Source organism: Ideonella oryzae, assembly GCF_024055665.1.
GTDB lineage: Bacteria > Pseudomonadota > Gammaproteobacteria > Burkholderiales > Burkholderiaceae_C > Ideonella > Ideonella oryzae.
This window is the reverse complement of the sequence record NZ_JAMXMC010000014.1, coordinates 1-19,234: the sequence shown is the minus strand read 5'-3', so window position 1 is coordinate 19,234 and position 19,234 is coordinate 1. Positions and strand designations below refer to the sequence as shown.

The following is a 19,234-nucleotide window of genomic DNA, read 5'->3' as shown; positions in this document are numbered from 1 at the left end:
GACGTCGATGTTTGACAACATAAGGTCCGACCTGCGGGCTCATGGGGGGCGCTGGAGTGCCCAGGGCTTTTGGGTGCTGGTGGTTTACCGATTCGGTCGCTGGCGTTATGACATCGGCCAGCCCTGGATCCGCAAACCCTTTTCCCTGCTTTACAAGGTACTGTTCAAACTGGTGCAGATCCTCACCGGTACCGAACTGCCCTGTGAGGCCGAGATCGGCCGCAATTTCGTCATCGATCACTTTGATGGCATCGTGGTGAGCGGGTACGCCAAGTTCGGTGACAACTGCCGAATCCGGACCGGCGTGGTCATCGGATTGAGTCGTGTCGACGATCCCTGCGCACCCACGATCGGCAACAACGTCGACATTGGCGCCGGTGCCAAGTTGCTGGGCCGCATCCGCATTGGCGACAACGTGCTGATCGGTGCCAACGCCGTGGTGTTGTGCGACGTGCCGGACAACTGCTATGCCGTCGGGGTTCCAGCCGTGATCAAACCGCGCAAGGACGCCTTGTGACGACGGCGCCAGACACCGTGGCGGTGGTCATCGGCCGCAACGAGGGCGAGCGCCTGCGCAGATGCCTGCAGTCCGTGGTCCGTCAGGGCTGTCCGGTGGTGTATGTCGACTCCGGTTCCGTTGACGGTTCAGCCGAGCTGGCCCGTACGCTGGGAGCCCAGGTGGTGGAACTCGACCCGGCCCAGGCCTTCACGGCGGCACGCGCCCGCAACGAAGGCTGGCAGTTGGCACTGCAGCGGTGGCCGGCCACGGCCCTTGTCCAGTTCGTGGACGGCGACTGCGAGGTGCGTGAGGACTGGATTGCCACCGCGCGCGCGCACCTCATGGCACATCCCGATGTGGCCGTGGTGTGCGGACGGCGCCGGGAGCGGCACCCCGAGCGCAGCAGGTACAACCAGCTGTGCGACCTGGAATGGGGCGTTCCGACGGGAGAGGCCCGGGCTTTTGGCGGGGATGCCATGGTGCGTGCCCAGGCGCTGCGCGAAACCGGGGGCTACAACCCCACCCTGATCGCGGGCGAGGAGCCCGAGTGGTCTGTCCGGCTCCGGCAAAGCGGATGGAAGATCCAGATCCTGCCGGCAGAGATGACCTGGCACGATGCCGACATGCATCGCTTCTGGCAGTGGTGGCAGCGCAGCAAGCGCGCGGGCTATGCCTATGCCGAAGGCGTCGCCATGCACGGCGCACCACCGGAGCGGCACGGGGTGCGCGAACTGCGACGCGCCGTGGGCTGGGGACTGCTCCTGCCTGCAGTGGTCCTGGTGGGCCTGGTCAGCGGCGGGGCCTGGGCCGCAGCCTTGCTGCTGCTGTACCCCTTGCAATGGCTGCGGCTGGCCCTCACCAGGACCTCCCCGCAGCGTTGGCTGTGGTCCCTCTTCAACACCCTGGGCAAGTTCGCGGAGGCGCAGGGGGCCCTGCGCTACTGGATCCTGCGCCTGCGCCGCCAGCACGGCCGACTGATCGAGTACAAGTGAGCCGCACGGGGCCCCCGGGGCATCAGCGCTGAATGGCCAGGGCCGCCGCCACCTGGGGCGCCAGCGAGAGGGACATCAGGTCCAGGTCCGAGTGCTGGCCCGCATGGGCCAATCGGATGCGACGGAAGTCCTCTCCCGTGCCCACCTCGAATTCCTGAGGATCCAGGGCCAGCCCCCAGCCCGCGGCCTTCAGGCAGGCTTCCTTGCGCGTCCAGCCCTGAAAGAAGCGCCGGTCGCGGCCCGCGACATCCTTGTCGGACAAGAGTTCCGCCTGCTCACGCGGGGTGAGAACACGCCCAGCCAGTTCCAACAGATCTGGCCCCTGCCTCAAGACCTCCAGGTCCACCCCCACTTCACCCGTGGCGGTCACCGCGATCAAGGCGCTGTTCTGGCTGTGGCTGAGGTTGAAGAACACGCCCGGGTGATCCGGCATCCAGGGCTTGCCGCTGTCCCGTACCGACAGACGCAGCCGCTCAGGCGACTGTCCAACCCAAGCCCCCAAGAGCACCTTCAGGGCGCCGCGTGCCGCTGCCATGCGCCGACGGTCCCGGTCGAACGCCATGCGCCCGACCCGCTCGCGCTCGGCGTCTGACAGCACCGTGGCGCAGGCCCGGCAAACCGGGTCGTCCAGGCCCAGCAACCAGAGCGTCACGTCCTGGCGCGGCGCGGCACGGCGCGCTGGCGTCAACGCCGTCGCGAGATGATCGCCAGGCTCGGCCGGCATCAGGGGGGTGGCGGCGAAGCCAGACTCTTCGCCACGAATGCCCGTGCCTCGTCATCGCTGACCGGCGGGATATCCATCCCGAAGGATGTCCGCATCAGGCTCACCAACGACTGAACCCACAGCACATTCCAGACCAGACCGGCATGGCCATTGGCCAGGACGGCATTGCGCGGATCATCCCCCTCGGAATTCGTCACCCGCCACCCCAACCCCAGATCCACCGGGCGGTAAGCCGGACGGCCATCGTCCCCCCGACCGCCCCAGAGCCGCTCAAACCAGGCGCGGTCATCGAAGAAGGCCCGTCGGCCCGGATCCTGCCGGACCAGGGCCTGCAATCCCTTGTCGAAATGATCCAGCCCCGCAGCGATGTTCTGCTGTGCGCGGGAAGACTGGAACTTGCTGAAATAGCCAGGCCAATGGACATTGTTGTAGATGCCCACCAGCACGAAGCGGGTGTCGGGATGTCGCCCGCGAATCAGTTCGATGGTCTGGCGGATGGCCTTCACGCACGCATTCATCTGCCCCATCGCCACGGGTGAATCCGGGTCTTCCGCCAGGAGGTCGAGGGATTCCTTCCCGAAGTTGTTGACGCCGGTCCGAATCACGACGACACCACGCTGCCACCAGACGGGGTCTTCATCCATGATGTCCAGGAGGCGGGGGGCCTGCCGCCAGTGCCCCTCCATCAGGGTCTCGCAGCCACTGGCCCAGGCCAGGTTGTGGCGGTGGTCCTCCTTGCGTGGAGCCCGCCAGTGCAGACCCAGGCCATCGCGCAGGCGAGCCATCGACTGCCAGCGTGGCACGCCCCAGATGCCCCAGGGCCCCAGGTTGAGCTGGTCCCCACGCATCCGGGCCAGCACTTCCGGCCATTGGAAGGTGGTGGCATGGAAGGTTCCCCCCACCGGGGGGCCCACCGGCCCCACGGGAATCCGCCCCTGGTAGGACTGGCTGTCGGAATCGCCCAGGACACCGATCGGAATGCCGGGCAGTCCGCGCTCCGCCGGGCCCAGCCGTCCGTTGGCCAACAGAATCGCCAGTGCCACCGCAGCGAGCAACAGCAGCGACAGGGCACCGAGGACGAGGACCCGAGTCACGGCCGGTCAGTCCTTGGCGGCCAGGGCGACGTCGATGTCGGCACGCATCAACTGCGCGAGGTGCTCGACCTGGGGCTCCTGCAACAGACTGGCATGGCCACCTGGAACATCGCAGCCAAGCACCCGACCCGTGATGCGACGGTCCCACCCAAACTGAGCGTCCTGGTAGAAGGCCGCGAAAGGCTCGTCGCCCGGATCCTGCGTCCCCGCCGAGGCCCGGAACAACCAGACATCGCCCTGCAGCTTGCCGGTGTGGCCCAGCGCCAATTCAGAGCAGGACAGCACCTCCCGCACAGTGAGCCCCCTCAGCACCGCGGGCACACGCCACTGGCGGGCCAGGTACAGCCGCAGCAACCTCACCCGCGCCTGCACCCAGAGGCGGGCAAGCCTCGAGCCAACCTGATACCCCACGTAGCCCTTGATCTTGCGCAGCAGCCCGGGCAGGGCCGAGCCGACCGCCCCCAGGGCCACTTCACCTTGCCCGTCCTGGAAGAGCCGGGTGACCCGGTTCAGGCGCCGCTGCGCCTGCAGCCCCTTGATTTTCGGAGCGAAGACATCGGCCGCATCGAACAGGGCCACCATGGCAATGGCCTCGCCCTCCTGCTGCAGACGCCGTGCAATCTCGAAGGCAATGTTCCCGCCCACACACAGCCCCGCCAGGATGTAGGGACCATGCGGCTGGACTGATCGGATCTTGGCCATGTAGTGCTCGACCATGTCCGACATCACCGTGTGCAGCACCACCCCGTTTTCATCGACATGGGGCTGCAACGCGTAGCAGGCATGGCCCTCGTCCAGCCGGTAGGCCAGATTCCGGTACAGCAGGATCTCACCGTCGGCGTCGTGAATGAAGAACACCGCGGGCCGGCCAGCACCCGCCCGCAGGCGCACCAGCGAGTTGCGTCCGGCCATCTGGTCCAGCACCGTGGCCAGTTGGCGCACCGTGGGTGCTTCCAGCAGCACCGCAGGCCGCACCCGCTTGACCAGACGCTGTTCGATCTCGGCGATCAGTTGCATGGCCTTCAGCGAGTTGCCACCGATGTTGAAGAAGTTGTCATGCACGCCCACGTGCGGCAAACCCAGCAGCCGGCTCCAGATCTGGCACAGCTCGGCCTCGGTGAGGCTGAGGTTCGCGTCCTTCTCGTCCGGGATCACCGCTTGCGCAGCGCTCGCAACCGGTGGCTCGTTGGCCTGAGCCGCCGGCGGCTCGCCCCCCTCGCGGCGGCTCTGCAGGTAGCGCCCGGAAACCGTGTCACTCTCGCCCAGCAAGTGATCAAGGTCGGTGTCGGGATTCTCGGCCAGCCGCTGCAGCAGTTCCATGAAGCGCGCATGCAGCGCCTGCGCGGTGGCCTGGCTGTAGATGTCGGCGTTGTAGGTGAAGCCGCCGACCAGTCGGTCCTGCAACTCCATCAGCCACAAACCCAGGTCCTCGGTCGCCCCCTTCTGGAAGATGGCAATGCGCTCCTGGGTGAGCGGCCCCCACTGCCATTCCCGGGCACGGGCATCCTGGTAGGAGAACAGGGCCTGGTAGAGCCCGGCCTTCTGGGAGAGTGCCGCCACCTCGGGCTCCATCGCCAGGCGCTCAAAGGCGATGTCCTGATGCTGAAGGGCCTCGACCAACGTGGCACGCACCTGCTGCATGTACGTCGCCCAGGACAGCGTCGCATCGACCCGCATCGGCAGGGGCAGCAGGTTGTTGAAGAAGCCCATCACCGGCTCGACCTCGGCCATCAGCCGGCCACGCACCGGCACGCCCATCACGATCGAAGCCCCGCCAATGACCCGGCTCATCATGGCGGTGTACACCGCAAAGGCCAGCATGTTGAGCGTGACCTCTTCCTTGCGTGCCAGCGCGCGCAGGCGCTCGGTGGTCGGCGCATCGATCTGCACCCACTCGGTGACGCCGGCACCGCTCATGCCCGCACGACGCGGAAAATCGGTCCACGGCACGGCGGGCGCCTCGGTTCTGGCGAAGCGCTGTTTCCAGTAGTCGAGCTGCTGTGCGGCCTCGGCGCCGTTGAGCCACTGCAGGTACCACTCGGCGTAGTCACCGTAGCTGACCGTCAGCGGCGGCAACGGGTCGGCCCGGCCTTCAATGAAAGCCGCATAGAGCGCCGCCATCTCGCCATAGAACAGGTCAAAGGACCAGCCATCCCACACGATGTGGTGCGGCATGAACAGCAACGCGTGCTCGTCCGCCGCCAGCCGGTAGAGCACCGCACGGAAGAGCGGCCCCTGGTGGATGTCGATCGGCGCATCCACCACGTCCTGCATGCGCTGCATCAGCACCGATTCACGCTCGGCAGCTGGCACATCCGTCAGGTCCACCAGGGGCAGACGAAAGGCCAGGGTCGGCTCGACGATCTGCAACGCGCCCTGGGCCGCGGGAGCGATCCGGGTCCGCAGCGCCGGTTGCCGATCGACGATGCGCTGCAGCGCCCGCTCGAAGGCCCGCAAATCCAGCGGCCCCTTGAAGCGATGGCCCGAGGGCGTGTTGTAAAGCACCCGCTCGGGGTGCAGCTCCTGAACGAAGCGGATGCGCTCCTGCATTGGCGTCAGCGGCGCCGTGCGCCGCCCGGGCAGGGCCACGATGGGCTGTCGCTTGGGCAGCCCTGCCGCTGACAGACGCGTGACGGCCAGCGCCAGCCGCTCCGCATTCGGTGCCTCGAACAGTGCACTCAGCGGCAGGTTGATCTGGAAATGACGGTTGATCTGCGCCGTCAACCGCGCAGCCAGCAGGGAGTGCCCCCCCAGCGCGAAGAAGTCGTGCTGAACGCCCAGACCGGGCAGCTTCAGCACCTCTTCCATGGCGGTCAGGATGAAGCGCTCGGTGTCGTTGCGCGCCGGCACCGGGGCACCGGTCTCCTGCGCGCCCCCCAGCTCCGGCGCGGGCAGGGACTTGCGATCGACCTTGCCATTGGGCAGCAGGGGCATGCGAGGCAGAGGCACCACATGCTGGGGCAGCATGTAGTCCGGCAGCTTGCCGCGCAGATGCGCCTTCAGTGCCGCCTCGTCCAGCGTCGCGCCCGGCCGGAGGGTCAGGTAGGCCACCAGCCGCGTATCCCCAGGCGAATCCTCCCGCGCCAGGACGACGGACTGCGCAACACCGGACACCTCCTCGCAGGCCGACTCGATCTCTCCCAGCTCGATGCGGTAACCACGCACCTTGACCTGGAAGTCCAGTCGCCCCTGATGTTCCAGCAGGCCATCGTTGCACCAGCGCCCACGGTCACCGGTGCGGTACAGCGGGCCGGCGACAGCCGCTGGCAAGCCGCCGGTGAGGAATCGCTCCTGCGTCAACTCAGGGCGGTTCACATAGCCGATCGCCACACCGCGCCCACCGATGTAGATTTCCCCAGGCACCCCGACGGGACAGGGCTGCTGCCGAGCGTCCAGAACCCACACCTCGGTGTTGTCCAGCGGGCGGCCGATCGACATGCCACGATGCTTGAGCGCGGCACCGTCGACACGCCAGACGGTGGACCAGATGGTGGTCTCCGTCGGGCCATAGAGGTTCCACACCTCGCCCGCCCGCTCCAGCAGCTGCTGCGCCACATCCAGCGGAAACGCTTCTCCACCGACCAGGGCCTTGAAACCACGCCCGCCACGCCAGGGGGTGTCCAGCAGCATGCGCCAAAGGCTGGGTGTGCCCTGCATGGCCGTGACCGCGTGCTGTTCCAGCCAGCGGTTCAGCAGGAACGCATCCATCACCACCTCGCGCGGGACGATGAGGGCGCGGGCCCCCACCTGCAGCGGCAGCAGCCACTCCAGCACCGCGATGTCAAAAGACAGGGTCGTGACCGCTGCCAGGCAGTCGCCCGCAGCCAAGCCCGGCTCGCGGACCATGCTGTGCAGGAAGTTCGCCACGGCCCGGTGCGGCACCGCCACCCCCTTGGGCTTGCCCGTCGAGCCTGAGGTGTAGATCAGGTAGGCAGCATCCTCCGGGCCGGGGTCGTCTTCACCCGGCACCAGCGGATCGTCGACCTGGTCTGACCAGGTCGCGGGGCGGTCCAGCCACAGCAGGCGCTCGGAGGCATCCGGGCGCCAGGTGGTTGGCGCATTCGAGGCAGCCCCATCATCCAACACCAGCAGATCCAGGGCCGCATCCTCCGCGTAGAAGGACAACCGTTCTGCCGGGAAGCCCGGGTCCAGCGGAACATAGGCGGCACCTGCGCGCAGGGCGGCCAGCAGGGCTACCACCATCTCGGCCTGCCGGGTCAGGCACAAGCCCACCCGACTCCCTCGCCGCACGCCGCGTGCACGCATGGCCCTGGCCAGCTGATTGGCCCGGCGGTCCAGCGTTTGATAGCTGAGCGAGACGGCGCCGTCGAGCACGGCCACGCTGTCGGGCGTCTTCAGACACTGCTGAGCGAACCCCGCGTGCATGAGTTGCGCGCCAGGCACGGCCGTGGGCGGAGGCTGAAGTGCCTTCAGTTCGGCCTGCGCTGGCTCGTTCAACCAGGCGAGTTCGCCCAACGGCAACTGCGCATGGCCAACAGCCGCGCGCAGCAGGGTCTCGAAGGCGGCGAGCCAGCGGCGCACGGACACCTCATCGAACAGGTCCGTGTTGTACTGGCACTCCAGACGCAAGCGATCCCCGACCGGCACGGCATTGACGAAGAGCTCGAAGTTCTCGAAATGGCGCGGATTGCTGCTCAGATCGACCCGCAGGTTCGGATAGGCCTGCTCGAGTCCGCGAAGCGGCTGATCGAGGTTGAACATCACGCTGACCAGTGGCAGACGCCTGGGGTCTCTGGCGACCTGCAGATGCCGGAGCAAGGCCGCATAGGTCAGCGCCTGATGTTCGAACCCATCCATCAGCTGCGCGCTGCTGTGCTTGAGCAGCTCCGACAGCGGTTGCCCCGGATCCACCGCCAGGCGGATGGGCAGCAGGTTGACGCAGTGACCGACGAGCCCCGTCAGGCCGGAGCTGGCCTGCCCCGCGGCCGGCACGCCGACCACCACATCGTCCTGCCCTCCCAGACGGCTCAGCAGCAGCCCAAAGCTGCCCAGCAGACAGGCGAACAGGCTCACGCCCGAGCGCGCGGCCAGAGCGCGCAGATCGCCCAGCAGGGCGGCATCCAGTTCATGGTCCAGACGGCGCGAAGCAAAGCCCCGCATGGCCGGACGAGCCCGGTCCGTCGGCAGATCCAGCACCGGCAGGCTGCCTCGGTACTGATGCAGCCAGTACCGCTCGTGCTCGCGCATGGCCTCGCTGGCGCCCTGCTCCAACTCCCACCGCACGTAGTCGCTGTAGCCAGCGCAATCCAGCGGGCCGGGGGCCACGCCGATCTGCTCGGCATACAGCGCCCCAAGATCCATCGCGATCACCCCCCAGGACCATCCATCGCAGACGATGTGGTGGGCCGTCAACAGCAGCGCATGGTCGTCGGGCGCCAACTGATACAGGGCGGCCCGCAGCAAAGGTCCGCGCTCCAGATCGAACACCGTTTCAACCGCCTGCTCCGCCGCCAGGCGCAGAGCGGCCTCCCGCGCATCCTCCGGCTGCCGCGTGAGATCCACGCGCTGCAAGATCAGCCCGGCATCACGCGACACGAACTGATCGTTGCCGTCGGCGCCAAAGCAGCAGCGCAAGGCCTCGTGGCGCAGCCCCAGGGCTTTGAGGGCCCCTTGAAGGGCCTCCACATCGAGCGCCCCCCTCAAGCGCAGGGTGACCGACTCGTTGAAGGCCAGTGAGGCCTGGGGACTCAGGCGGTCGGCCAGCCACACTTCCCGCTGGGCTTCGCTGGTCGGAAAGACACGGTCGAAGTCGCCTTCCGCGAACGGATCGAATTCCGCTTCTCGCACTGCCGCCATGGAGTTCATAGAAAAGTCAGGGTTCCAACTTGATGTATTTGCCCGGCACGCCCGCCTCCGGCACGAACCAGGCAGGGCGCCCGTCCTTGTCCCGTCCGAGTCTGGCATTGGCGACCGGCGGCCGCCCGGCATCCAGGATCGGTGCAGGCCCATTCAGACGCGGCAGGAATCCAGCCTCCTGCAGTTCATCCACGGAGGCCCTGAAAGCCGCCTTGATCTTCTCGATGTCCTGCGGGCTGTGCGCCGTGGTCAGGAAGCACGGGAAGTTGTCCAGAATGTGGATGCCCCGGCTGCGCATCATCGCGAACAGAAGATCCTGCAGCGGATGGTCCTCCAGCCAGCTGACGCGCCAGAGCGAGGCGAAGTGCCGCACCGCCACCGGGGCCCCCACCTGCTTGCAATAGGCGTTGAGGTCATCGGCCAAGGCTTGGGTCTCTCGGTTGAGCTGTTCCTGCAAGGCCGGCCCGCAGTCCTTCAGATGCTGCAGCGCAGCCTTGGCCGCGGCCAGGGCCAGCGGGTGGCGCACGAAGGTGCCTGCGAAGTAGGTCACCCCGACAGTCGGCATCGAGTCGTCACCGTACTGCCAGGCTCCGCCATCGAGCGCGTCCATGTAGTCGCGCTTGCCGGCGATCACGCCGATCGGGAAGCCGCCACCGATCACCTTGCCGTAGCTGGCAAGGTCGGCGCGGATGCCGAACAGGGCCTGGGTGCCACCCAGGTGGGCCCGGAAGCCGGTGATGACCTCGTCGAAAATGAGACAGGTGCCGCTGGCCTCGGTGATCGCGCGCACCTCGCGCAGGAAGTCCAGGGGTGCGAAATCCGGCCGACGGCTCTGCACCGGCTCCACCAGCACCGCCGCCAGATCCTCGGCGTTCGCCCGGATGAACTCCAGCGCCTCGGGCGTGCCGTAGTCCAGCACACGCACATCCCCGAACATGCCGGACATGATGCCGGGCGCCGCCGGCAAGCCCTTGGCAGCCTTGCCCGCCCGGACCAGCACCTCATCGAAGGTGCCGTGGTAAGACCCGGTGAACAGGACCACGGTGTTGCGTCCCGTCACGGTGCGCGCAATGCGCACCGCCGCCATCACGGCCTCGGACCCGGTGTTGCACAGGCCGGCCCGGTCAAAACCGGTGAGCTCGCAGACGAGCTGGGCCACCTCGCCGGCCAGGGGGTGCTGGGGCCCGATCTCATAGCCCAGGTCCAGCTGGCGACGAACAGCGTCGTTGACGAAGTCGGGCTGCCACCCGAACAGGTTCATGCCGAAGCCGTTGAGCACATCCACATACTCGTGACCGTCCAAGTCCCAGAGATGGGCCCCCTTGCTGCGCTCGATGACGATCTGGTAGGTGATCTCCTTGGTCATCGGGCGGAAGCCGTTGACCACACGCGGGTCGGCCAGATGAGCCCGGTGCGTCTCGGTGTACTGCTTGCTGCGTGCCGTGCGTTCCGTGTAGCGCTGGATGAAGGCCTGCAGCCGGGCCTGCTGGCGCTCCGTCAGCTCGCTGTGCTGGGTGTGGATGCGGGCAATCGCGCCGAAGGCCTTCTTCACGTCGTAACGGCGGGCTGCGTTGGCCTCGTCGCTTCCATCGGCGGCCACCGGTGCACCGTTGCCGCCCTGGAGCGGGGCTGCGGTCGATGCCGGAGCAACCGCGGGCATAGGAGCGGCGGCTGCAGCAGCCGGCTGGCCACCGCCAGGGCCCTGCACGACACCGCCCTGGAGCAGCGCCAGCTGCTGCGCCATGAGTTGCATCTGCTGCTGAATGACCTGCTGCACCAGCGGCTGCGATGCGGCGAAGGCGGGCGTCGCCATGCCGGTCATCGGCAGCATCGGCGCCACCCCCGCCCCCCCCGCCAACCCCGCAGGTGCAATGACATCGGAAGAGGGCACCGCCCCGCGTGCCCCCTCCGACGCAGGCGCGGCCTCCGGAGGCAGGGTCTGGTCCAGGAACGCGGTCAACGCGTCCAGGCTGCGGTAGTTTTCCATCAGCTGACGGAAGGTCAGCGAGACCTTGAAGGTCTTCTTGATCTGCAGCGCCGCCTGAGTGAGGGTCAGGGAATCGAGGCCCAGCTCGACGAAGCCGAGATCGCTGTCGGCATCCGTCAGATCGATGCCGGCGACGTCCTCGAACACGCCCCGCAGACGAAGGAGCAGTTGCGGACGGCGATCGGAGAGGGAAGCAGCAGCGGCCATGGGCGAACTCCCGGCAGAAGAAATGGCGGACAAGACGGGGGATAGGGATGCGGGGGCAGATGCAGGGACGGAGGCGGAAGCGGGCCCTGCCTCCGGAGACGAGGGGGTCAACCAGATCCTGCGCCGCTCGAACGGATAGGTGGGCAGCGCCAGTCTTTGCCGATCCGTCGCAGGATGCGCCACCGACATGGCGGGCTCGATGCCCAGCGTCCAAAGCTGTCCCCAGGCCAATGCCACGGTGGCTGTTTCGCTCTGCGGCTGATCGGCCAGACAGGCCACGGCAACCGGGGGCGCCTGACCGGGTCGCTGGTGCTGCCGAGCCAGGGTGGCCAGGGTGCCGCGGGGGCCCAGTTCAAGGAAGGCGACGTCCCCCAGTCCCGCCTGCGCAGCCTGCAACGCGGGCGAGAAGCGAACGGTGTCACGCAGATGCCGGGACCAGTAGGCCGGGTCCGTTGCCTGCGTTGCCTCCAGCGCCGCGCCGGTCAAGGTGGAGTAGATGGGCAGCTGGGGCGGCGCCATCCGGACAGCCCGGACCTCGGCCTCGAAGGGCGCGACCACCGCATCCATCATCGGTGAATGGAAGGCGTGGGAGGTCTGCAGGGAACGACTCACGATGCCGGCGGACTCCAGCTGCTGCCGCCAGGCCTCGATGGCGTCGGCCGGTCCGGCCACCACCGTGGCATTGGGCCCGTTGTCCGCCGCCAGAGCCAAGCCCTCTGGCAGGCGGGCCGCGACCTCCTGCGCAGACAAGCGCACGGACAGCATGGCGCCGCCAGGGAGCGCCTGCATCATCGCGCCACGGCGTGCCACCAGTCGAACGGCATCCTCCAGGGCCATCACCCCGGCCAGCACCGCGCACACAAACTCGCCGACGCTGTGGCCGATCAAGGCGGCCGGGCGCAGGCCCCGGGCCAGCCACAGCTGCGACAGCCCGTATTCCAGGCAGAACATGGCCGGCTGCGTCACGCCGGTGTGGCGCAACACCTCGGCCCCGCCATGGAACATCCGGTCCTTCAAGTCGAAGTCCAGTGTCCCGCGGAGCGCCTCGAAACAACGGTCCAGCGCTGCGCGGAACACAGGCTCTGCGTCATAGAGCGCCTGCCCCATGCCTTCGTACTGGGACCCTTGCCCCGGGAACAGCCAGACCAGCGGCGGAACCTGCCGGCCCAGCATGCGCGTCGCGCGCCCCGGAGCGTCCGCGGTGCGAAGCCCGGTGACGGCTTCTGCCACGGAACTCGCCACCACACACAGGCGATGGCCGAAACGGGCGCGGCCCACCTGGAGCGTGTGCGCCACATCCGCCAGATTGACTGTGTCGCCGGCCTGGCTCAGACCTTCGGCCAGGCTGGCGGCCATCGTCTCCAGCGCGGCCTTGCTGCGCGCCGACAGCAGCAGCAGCTGCGGCCCCACGGCCGGGCTGGAGGGCGCACGCTGCGGTGCCTCCTCCAGCACGACATGGGCGTTCGTGCCCCCCACGCCGAAAGCGCTGACACCCGCACGACGCGGCTGGCCAGCGCGGCGTGGCCAGGCACTGCGTTCCTGGTTCACCACGAACGGCGTGCGCGCGAAATCGATGGCCGGGTTCGGCGAACGGTAATGCAGTGTGGCGGGCAGTTCCTCGTGCATGAGGGACAGGGCCGTCTTGATGACCCCCGTCGCCCCTGCCGCCGTCACCGTGTGCCCCACATTGCTCTTGGCAGAGCCCAGCCGGCAGGCCCCTGCGGGCAAGCCGGCGGCCTGAAATGCCCGCGCCAGGCCTTCCACCTCCACGGGGTCGCCCAGGGGCGTGGCCGTGCCGTGGGCCTCCACATAGGAAATGTCGCGGGGCTGGACGCGAGCGTCCTCCATCGCGGCGCGGATCACGGCCGCCTGACCTTCGGGGCTGGGCGCCGTGAAGCTGGCCTTGCCCCCGCCATCGTTGTTGATGGCCGCACCGCGGATCACCGCGCACACCGGATCCCCATCGGCCAACGCGTCCTCCAGCCGCTTGAGCAGCACCATCGCCGCCCCGTCGCTGAAGATCGTGCCGCCGGCATCGGCGTCGAAGCTGCGCGTGTGGCCGTCCTTGGACAGCATGGCGCCTTCCTGGTAGAGGTAGCCGGCTCGCCAGGGCACGGTCACGGCCGCCCCACCCGCCAGCGCCATGCGGCAGCGGCCCAGCCGCAAGGCCCCGACCGCCTCGGCAATCGCCACCAGGGAGGTCGAGCAGGCGGTCTGGACCGACACGGCCGGCCCCCTCAGGTTCAGGCGATGCGCGATCCGGGTGGCGACATAGTCCTTGTCGTTGGCCAGCATGACCTGAAATTCACCGAACTGCTCCACCACCTCGGGGCATCGGTTCAGGATGCGCTGGGCGTAGCTGTTGCCGAACAGACCGGTGTACACCCCGGCAAACACGCCCACTGGCGTGTCGCAGCGGTTGGGGGCATGCCCTGCGCGCTCCAGACACTCCCAGGCCAGTTCCAGCAGCAAGCGCTGCTGCGGGTCCATCACCTCGGCTTCCCGCTCGCCGATCCCGAAGAAGGCGGGATCAAACTCCTCGACCTGCTTGAGCACCCCGCGGGCCCAGACGTAGTCGGGGTCGCCGCGCAGGCGGGCGGGCACCATCGGGTCCACGGTGGATTCGTCAAAGCGCTCGACAGACTCCACCCCTTGCCGCAGGTTTTCCCAGAACGCCTCCACGGAAGCCGCGCCCGGGAAACGGCCGGACATGGCAATGATGGCGATGTCGCCCCCTGTCGCTGCAGGCGTGCCTGCGGTGGCGGCCATGGCCGCCGTGCCGCCCGCGGCCAGTGCCTGTGCCAACCCTGCCGCCGTGGGCTGCTCGAACAGGACGGGCACGGGCAGCGTGACGCCCTGCTCTTCCCGCAGTGTTCTGACCGCCCGAATGGCCAGCAGGGAGTTGCCGCCAAACTCGAAGAAGTTGTCCTCGCGCCCGATCTCCGCCATGCCCAGCAGCCGTGCGAAGACCTGGCAGATCGCCTCTTCCAGGGCGCCACGCGGTGCCTGATAGGGGCCCGCCGTGTCGGGGCGCTGGCGCATGGGTGCCGGCAGCGCCCGCTTGTCGAGCTTGCCGTTCTCGGTCAGTGGCAGGGCATCCATCCCCACGAACGCCACCGGGCACATGTAGTCGGGCAGGTGCTGAAGCAGGAATTCCCTGAGCCCGTGATGGAGTTCAGGGGCGGGTGGGACCAGATAGGCCACCAGCTGCGCCTCGCTCTCGGGACCTTCGCTGCGCGCCACCACGGCGCAGGCACGAACCCCCGGCCACTTGAGGATCTGGGCCTCGATCTCGCCGGTTTCGATGCGGAAACCGCGGATCTTGACCTGCTGGTCCATGCGCCCGAGGTACTCCAGGTCGCCGTCCGGCAGATACCGGGCGAGATCCCCGGAACGGTAGAGGCGGACAGGCTGCACCTCGCCGGGGGGGGTCCATTCCAGGAAGCGGGCGGCATTGAGATCCGGGCGGTTCAGGTAGCCCAGACACACACCCACCCCGCCAACATAGATCTCACCGACCTCGCCCTCGGCCACCGGCCGCTGCTGCTCGTCCAACAGCCAGAGGTCCCAGCCAGGGATGGGATCTCCGATCACGCTGCCCCGCCGAGCCTCCAGGTCGGACAGTGACACCGGACGGTAGGTGACAAACACCGTGGTCTCGGTGATGCCGTACATGTTGATCAATTGGGGCTGTCGATCGCCGAAGCGGTCGAACCAGGGCCGCAGCGATTGCAGTTCCAGGGATTCGCCACCGAAGATCACATAGCGCAAGGCCAAGGGACCGTCCCAGTCCTCCAGCGCCAGGACCAGCCCCTGGAAGGCCGAGGGCGTCTGGTTCAGCACCGTCACGCCCTCTCGGGACAGGAGACTCAGAAACTCCCTCGGTGCGCGGCTGGTGAGGTAGGGCACCACCACCACCCGTCCACCATAGGCCAAGGCTCCCCAGATCTCCCAGACCGAAAAGTCAAAGGCGTGGGAGTGGAAGAAGCTCCAGACATCCTGGGGCCCGAAGCCAAACCAGGGTTCCGTGCCGATGAGCAACTGCAGCACATTGCCATGGGTGACCAGGCACCCCTTGGGGCGACCGGTCGAGCCGGAGGTGTAGATCACATAGGCCAGAGGATCGGCACCCCCCGTCGCCGGCGGGTTCTCAGCCGCCTCCTGCTGCCAGGCCGGGGCCGGATCGTCCAGCCGCAACACAGGCAGCCGCCCGAGCGCAGGCAGCCGATCGATGCTGGACGCAGACGTCAGCATGGCCGCTGGCGCGGCATCCTCCAGCACGAAGCTGACGCGCTCCTTCGGGTAGGCCAGATCCAGCGGAAGGTAGGCCGCCCCGGACTTCAGGATCCCCAGCAACCCCACCACCATGTCGATGGAGCGCTCCAGCGCGATCGCGACCAGGGAACCGTCTCCGATGCCCAGGCGCCGCAGGTGCCAGGCCAGCTGGTTCGCCCGTCGGTTCAAGTCGGCATAAGTCAGGGACTCGCCATCCATCGTGATGGCCCGCGCGTCCGGCCGCAGCGCCGCCTGGGCTTCCACCAGGGCATGGATTCGCCATGCGGCCCCGGAATCAGGGGACAAATGCTTGAGAGACACACCGTTGTCAGATTGAGGCATGAGAGCCCTCCCTTGCCGCGGGATCCAGTGCGTAGCGGGAATACTCCTCTCCCACGCCGGCAGATCCGCGCCCTTGCCCGAAGGCCTGCTGCAAACCCAGCAGGCCACTGTAGAGCGCCCCGCTGAAGGCGTCCCACCATGGATGCATCCCCACCCGCGCGGGCTGCATGCCCATCTGACGCAGCCGCTGGTGCAGCGCGTGCATCCGTGCGTTGCGGATGGTGGAATGCGTGTAATAGGTAAAGCTGGCGGTGATGGAGGCACCATCCCCGTTCTCGACCATGTGAGGACTGGTGGCCGGCATGTAGGCGCCCATGCCCGGCTCCAGCTGAAAAACATGCGCCCGCGCCCGCAGGGCATCACGCCAAGCCACCAGATCACGGCTGTGGCTGGCATGGAACAGGTCACGGGCCTCCTCGCTCACCGCCTCCAGGTCATCCGGCTCCCAGACGTACAAGGTCTTGCGACCCTTGATCTGGAGGATGAAGTTGTGCTCCTTGTCCATGTGGAACGGCGTCACTGCCCGCGGGGAGGTCAGAAAGATCCACCCGCCCCGGTAGCACATGCCCGGGTCCAGCTTGTCCAGCATGGGCTTCACGCTGTCCAGCACGCCGTCCACCAGCTCCCGATAGATCTCGTCGGCCTGGACATTGAGGAGTGACATCCAGACGCCCGCGTTGTCGATGTCGTCGAGCGTTGCCACGGCGGTTCGGCGATTCGGAAAGATGGCGGGGGCATGGTTGAACGCTGTCCCGGCCGTCGCTTGCGCCGTGTGCGCACGGACGCTGCGTCGCTGCTCCAACCGAGCCGCCAACTCCATCAAGGCTGGCTTGGCGAAGAGGGGATGATCCCCCAGGTGGTGCCGGAGCTCAGAAACCCGCCAGGGATCAAAAGACGTGGAAGGAAACTCCAACAAAGGCGACGACAACTGCATAGGCTCCTCTTCGAGTCACTTCCCTGTCCGCATTGCCGCTTTAGACAAAGACCCCCACAGGCGCCATCACACCCAAGCACGGCGCATGAAATTGATATCTGCAGCCCGGCGCTGGGCCGCCGTTTCATTTGAACACCATCTCTCGGGACAGTGTTATTCCTGGGGCGGCCAGCACCTGTTTCATCGTACGCGTTCAGGATGGCACCGTCCTGCATCCGGACGACATCCGTGCCCATGGCAGGGGCCACGCACCCAACCGGATCTCAGTAAGCGCTTCGATCGAAGAACATGAGCTTGGCGGTCTTGAAGATGATCAAGAGATCCAGTCCGAGAGACCAGTTCCTCAGATATTCCAGGTCGTACTCGACTCGCCTGGCCATCTTGTCCAGGGTGTCGGTCTCTCCGCGCAAGCCGTTCACCTGCGCCCAGCCCGTGATGCCCGGCTTGACCTTGTGCCGCGCCATGTAGGCCTTGACCATGCTGCGGTACATCTGGTTGTGTGCCACCGCGTGGGGGCGAGGGCCGACGATGCTCATGCGCCCCTGGAGCACGTTGAAGAACTGGGGCAGTTCATCCAGGGACGTCCGTCGGATGAACGCGCCGAAGGGCGTCACCCGCGCATCGCCTCGTTTGGCCTGGACCACTGCGTCGTCGTTTTCCTGGACCGTCATCGAACGGAACTTGTAGACCTCGATGATTTCACCGTCCAAACCGGTGCGTCGCTGCCTGAAGATCACCGGACCGGGCGAGCTCAGCCTGACGCCCACGGCCACCAGCAGCATGACCGGGCTGATCAGAAGAAGGATCAGGCTCGCCAACACCAGATCGCTGGCCCGCTTGATCAAACCATTGACTCCGGTGAAGGGTGAGCTCAGCAAGCCCACCACCGGCACGCCCCCCATGTCAGTCAGACGACCCTGGATGATGCTCAGCCCAAAGATGTCGGGGACGAAATGCAAGGATGCCGTGGTGTTTTGAAGCGCTTCCATGAGCCCCGCAATGCGGGGCTGCGACGTGAGCGGCAAGGTGATGAAGACATCCTTCACGCCATGCGCATCGATGAACTGCGGAAGCTCATCCATCTTGCCCAGCAGGTACCCATGGGCGGACTCGGGCACACGATCTCCCGAACGGTCGTCAAACACGCCAAGCAGCTGCCGCCCTTCCCAGGCCCGTTTGGCCAGCACCTCGGCGACACGCAGGCTCATCCTGTTGGCCCCGACGATCACGGCGGGTCGGCGGGTCGGCGAGGTCTGGGCGCGATGCCTCATCCAGGCACCGACCCCCTTGGCCAGCGTCCATTGCGTCAGGGGCACGGCGATGCCCCATGTGATCAGCAGGTCGGGCGGAAAGGCCTCCCAGCCATCGGTGACATACCCCAGCAACAGCAGGAGCAGCAGACAGACCGTCAGCCAATGAAGAACGATTTCAGTGGCGGTGTGGGTTGGGCCATGCCGCAGGCGGGTCAGCCAGGGATAGGTCAGCAGGAGAAACACCACGACCGCCCGGGCCACTCCGCCAAATGGCCACCCATAGGCCAGGTGGAGCACGTACAGCAGCAGCACGGCGATACCCGGCTCGAGCACCGTCCAGATCAGGCTCGACACCGGGGGCGGGTCATTGATGAAAATGTTTCGTGTGCTTTGTTCGTCCTGCATGTCACACCACCAGTCAGGCCCAGCAATGCCTCTTCTCTGCAGGCTGTTCGGACTCGCACCGCGCGGACCCCACTGGCGTCACTGCGCTTCCATTCGGATGACCCCCAACCTGCCCGAGGGACCATCGGCAGTTCACATACTCCGCCGGCCGTTCGGGGATGTCCAGACCCTCCGATGGGTAAAAGTGCCGCCGTCCCCCAATCCATCCCTGCTCCCGAGGATCCACCGCCGCAGACCATCGGCCGCCCGTCCTCGATTCAGGGGACAGCCTCGGACTGCATGGGCAACGGGGGACGCCAAGCCAAAGGCAAGGCGCCTGTGTGCGCCGGAGCCACCCACAGCGGCGCCCGGCCATGCCCGCCCAGGACTCGGTTGCCGGCGATCACGAAATCTCGTCCGCCCAGCGCCAGGTCGAGGCTTGTGTGGCTGTTGCGGATGAAGGTGTTGTTCTGGATCAGGACGTTGGTGACGCCTTCGGCCGAGGTGTCGTTCTGCGGGCAGATCGCCACCGTCCACTGGTTCGTGTCAGACGGGTCGCCGAAGAGGTTGTTGGCCACCACCACCTGCTCCGAATACCAGGCGTCGTCCTTGTACGCATCGGTGTAGGTCGTCAGACCGCCACTGTGCAGCTTCAGCGAGTGGTACGTCCCCGACGGGTTGATCCCCCGAAGCTGGTTGTGCGCCACGATCGCCTTGCGCAGCTTC

The 19,234-nt window shown here is 67.2% G+C and carries 9 protein-coding genes; 2 read left to right on the top strand and 7 right to left on the bottom strand.

What is annotated here, in order from left to right:
* The first annotated feature begins 7 nt into the window (after nucleotides 1-7).
* Nucleotides 8-517 carry a serine O-acetyltransferase gene (locus M0L44_RS22150; RefSeq protein WP_290429069.1) on the top strand — a complete coding sequence of 170 codons (510 nt, stop codon included), beginning with the start codon at nucleotides 8-10 and terminating at the stop codon, nucleotides 515-517.
* Nucleotides 514-1,491 carry a glycosyltransferase family 2 protein gene (locus M0L44_RS19540; protein ID WP_252771864.1) on the top strand — a complete coding sequence of 326 codons (978 nt, stop codon included), beginning with the start codon at nucleotides 514-516 and terminating at the stop codon, nucleotides 1,489-1,491. Before M0L44_RS22150 ends, M0L44_RS19540 begins: the two co-directional genes overlap by 4 nt.
* 22 nt (nucleotides 1,492-1,513) lie before the next feature.
* Here M0L44_RS19540 and M0L44_RS19535 read toward each other — a convergent pair whose 3' ends face one another.
* From M0L44_RS19535 to M0L44_RS19505, 7 genes are all read right to left on the bottom strand, one after another.
* Nucleotides 1,514-2,215, bottom strand: coding sequence for a 4'-phosphopantetheinyl transferase family protein (locus M0L44_RS19535; RefSeq protein WP_252771863.1), 702 nt, complete (start codon nucleotides 2,213-2,215; stop codon nucleotides 1,514-1,516).
* Nucleotides 2,215-3,000: a hypothetical protein gene (locus M0L44_RS19530; protein ID WP_252771862.1), complete on the bottom strand. Its 786-nt coding sequence runs from the start codon at nucleotides 2,998-3,000 to the stop codon at nucleotides 2,215-2,217. The genes M0L44_RS19535 and M0L44_RS19530 overlap by 1 nt, the downstream gene beginning before the upstream one ends.
* A 315-nt stretch (nucleotides 3,001-3,315) precedes the next feature.
* Nucleotides 3,316-9,135 carry a non-ribosomal peptide synthetase gene (locus tag M0L44_RS19525; RefSeq protein WP_252771861.1) on the bottom strand — a complete coding sequence of 1,940 codons (5,820 nt, stop codon included), beginning with the start codon at nucleotides 9,133-9,135 and terminating at the stop codon, nucleotides 3,316-3,318.
* 7 nt (nucleotides 9,136-9,142) lie between these two features.
* Nucleotides 9,143-15,937 (bottom strand): polyketide synthase, encoded by a 6,795-nt coding sequence (locus tag M0L44_RS19520; protein WP_252771860.1) that lies wholly within the window; start codon nucleotides 15,935-15,937, stop codon nucleotides 9,143-9,145.
* A complete protein-coding gene (locus tag M0L44_RS19515; RefSeq protein ID WP_252771859.1) occupies nucleotides 15,924-16,871 on the bottom strand; it encodes a cupin-like domain-containing protein in 948 nt (315 codons plus the stop codon). The genes M0L44_RS19520 and M0L44_RS19515 overlap by 14 nt, the downstream gene beginning before the upstream one ends.
* A 263-nt stretch (nucleotides 16,872-17,134) precedes the next feature.
* Nucleotides 17,135-18,529 (bottom strand): undecaprenyl-phosphate glucose phosphotransferase, encoded by a 1,395-nt coding sequence (locus tag M0L44_RS19510; protein ID WP_252771858.1) that lies wholly within the window; start codon nucleotides 18,527-18,529, stop codon nucleotides 17,135-17,137.
* 257 nt (nucleotides 18,530-18,786) lie between these two features.
* A partial coding sequence (locus M0L44_RS19505) for a hypothetical protein (RefSeq protein ID WP_252771857.1) occupies nucleotides 18,787-19,234 on the bottom strand: 448 nt, incomplete at its 5' end.

Bases quoted from the DNA above. Each gene is read 5' to 3' on its own strand.
- M0L44_RS22150 (WP_290429069.1), top strand. From the start codon at position 8: ATGTTTGACAACATAAGGTCCGACCTGCGGGCTCATGGGGGGCGCTGG.
- M0L44_RS19535 (WP_252771863.1), bottom strand. From the start codon at position 2,215: ATGCCGGCCGAGCCTGGCGATCATCTCGCGACGGCGTTGACGCCAGCG.
- M0L44_RS19530 (WP_252771862.1), bottom strand. From the start codon at position 3,000: ATGGCTCGCCTGCGCGATGGCCTGGGTCTGCACTGGCGGGCTCCACGC.
- M0L44_RS19525 (WP_252771861.1), bottom strand. From the start codon at position 9,135: ATGAACTCCATGGCGGCAGTGCGAGAAGCGGAATTCGATCCGTTCGCG.
- M0L44_RS19520 (WP_252771860.1), bottom strand. From the start codon at position 15,937: ATGCCTCAATCTGACAACGGTGTGTCTCTCAAGCATTTGTCCCCTGAT.
- M0L44_RS19515 (WP_252771859.1), bottom strand. From the start codon at position 16,871: ATGCAGTTGTCGTCGCCTTTGTTGGAGTTTCCTTCCACGTCTTTTGAT.
- M0L44_RS19510 (WP_252771858.1), bottom strand. From the start codon at position 18,529: ATGCAGGACGAACAAAGCACACGAAACATTTTCATCAATGACCCGCCC.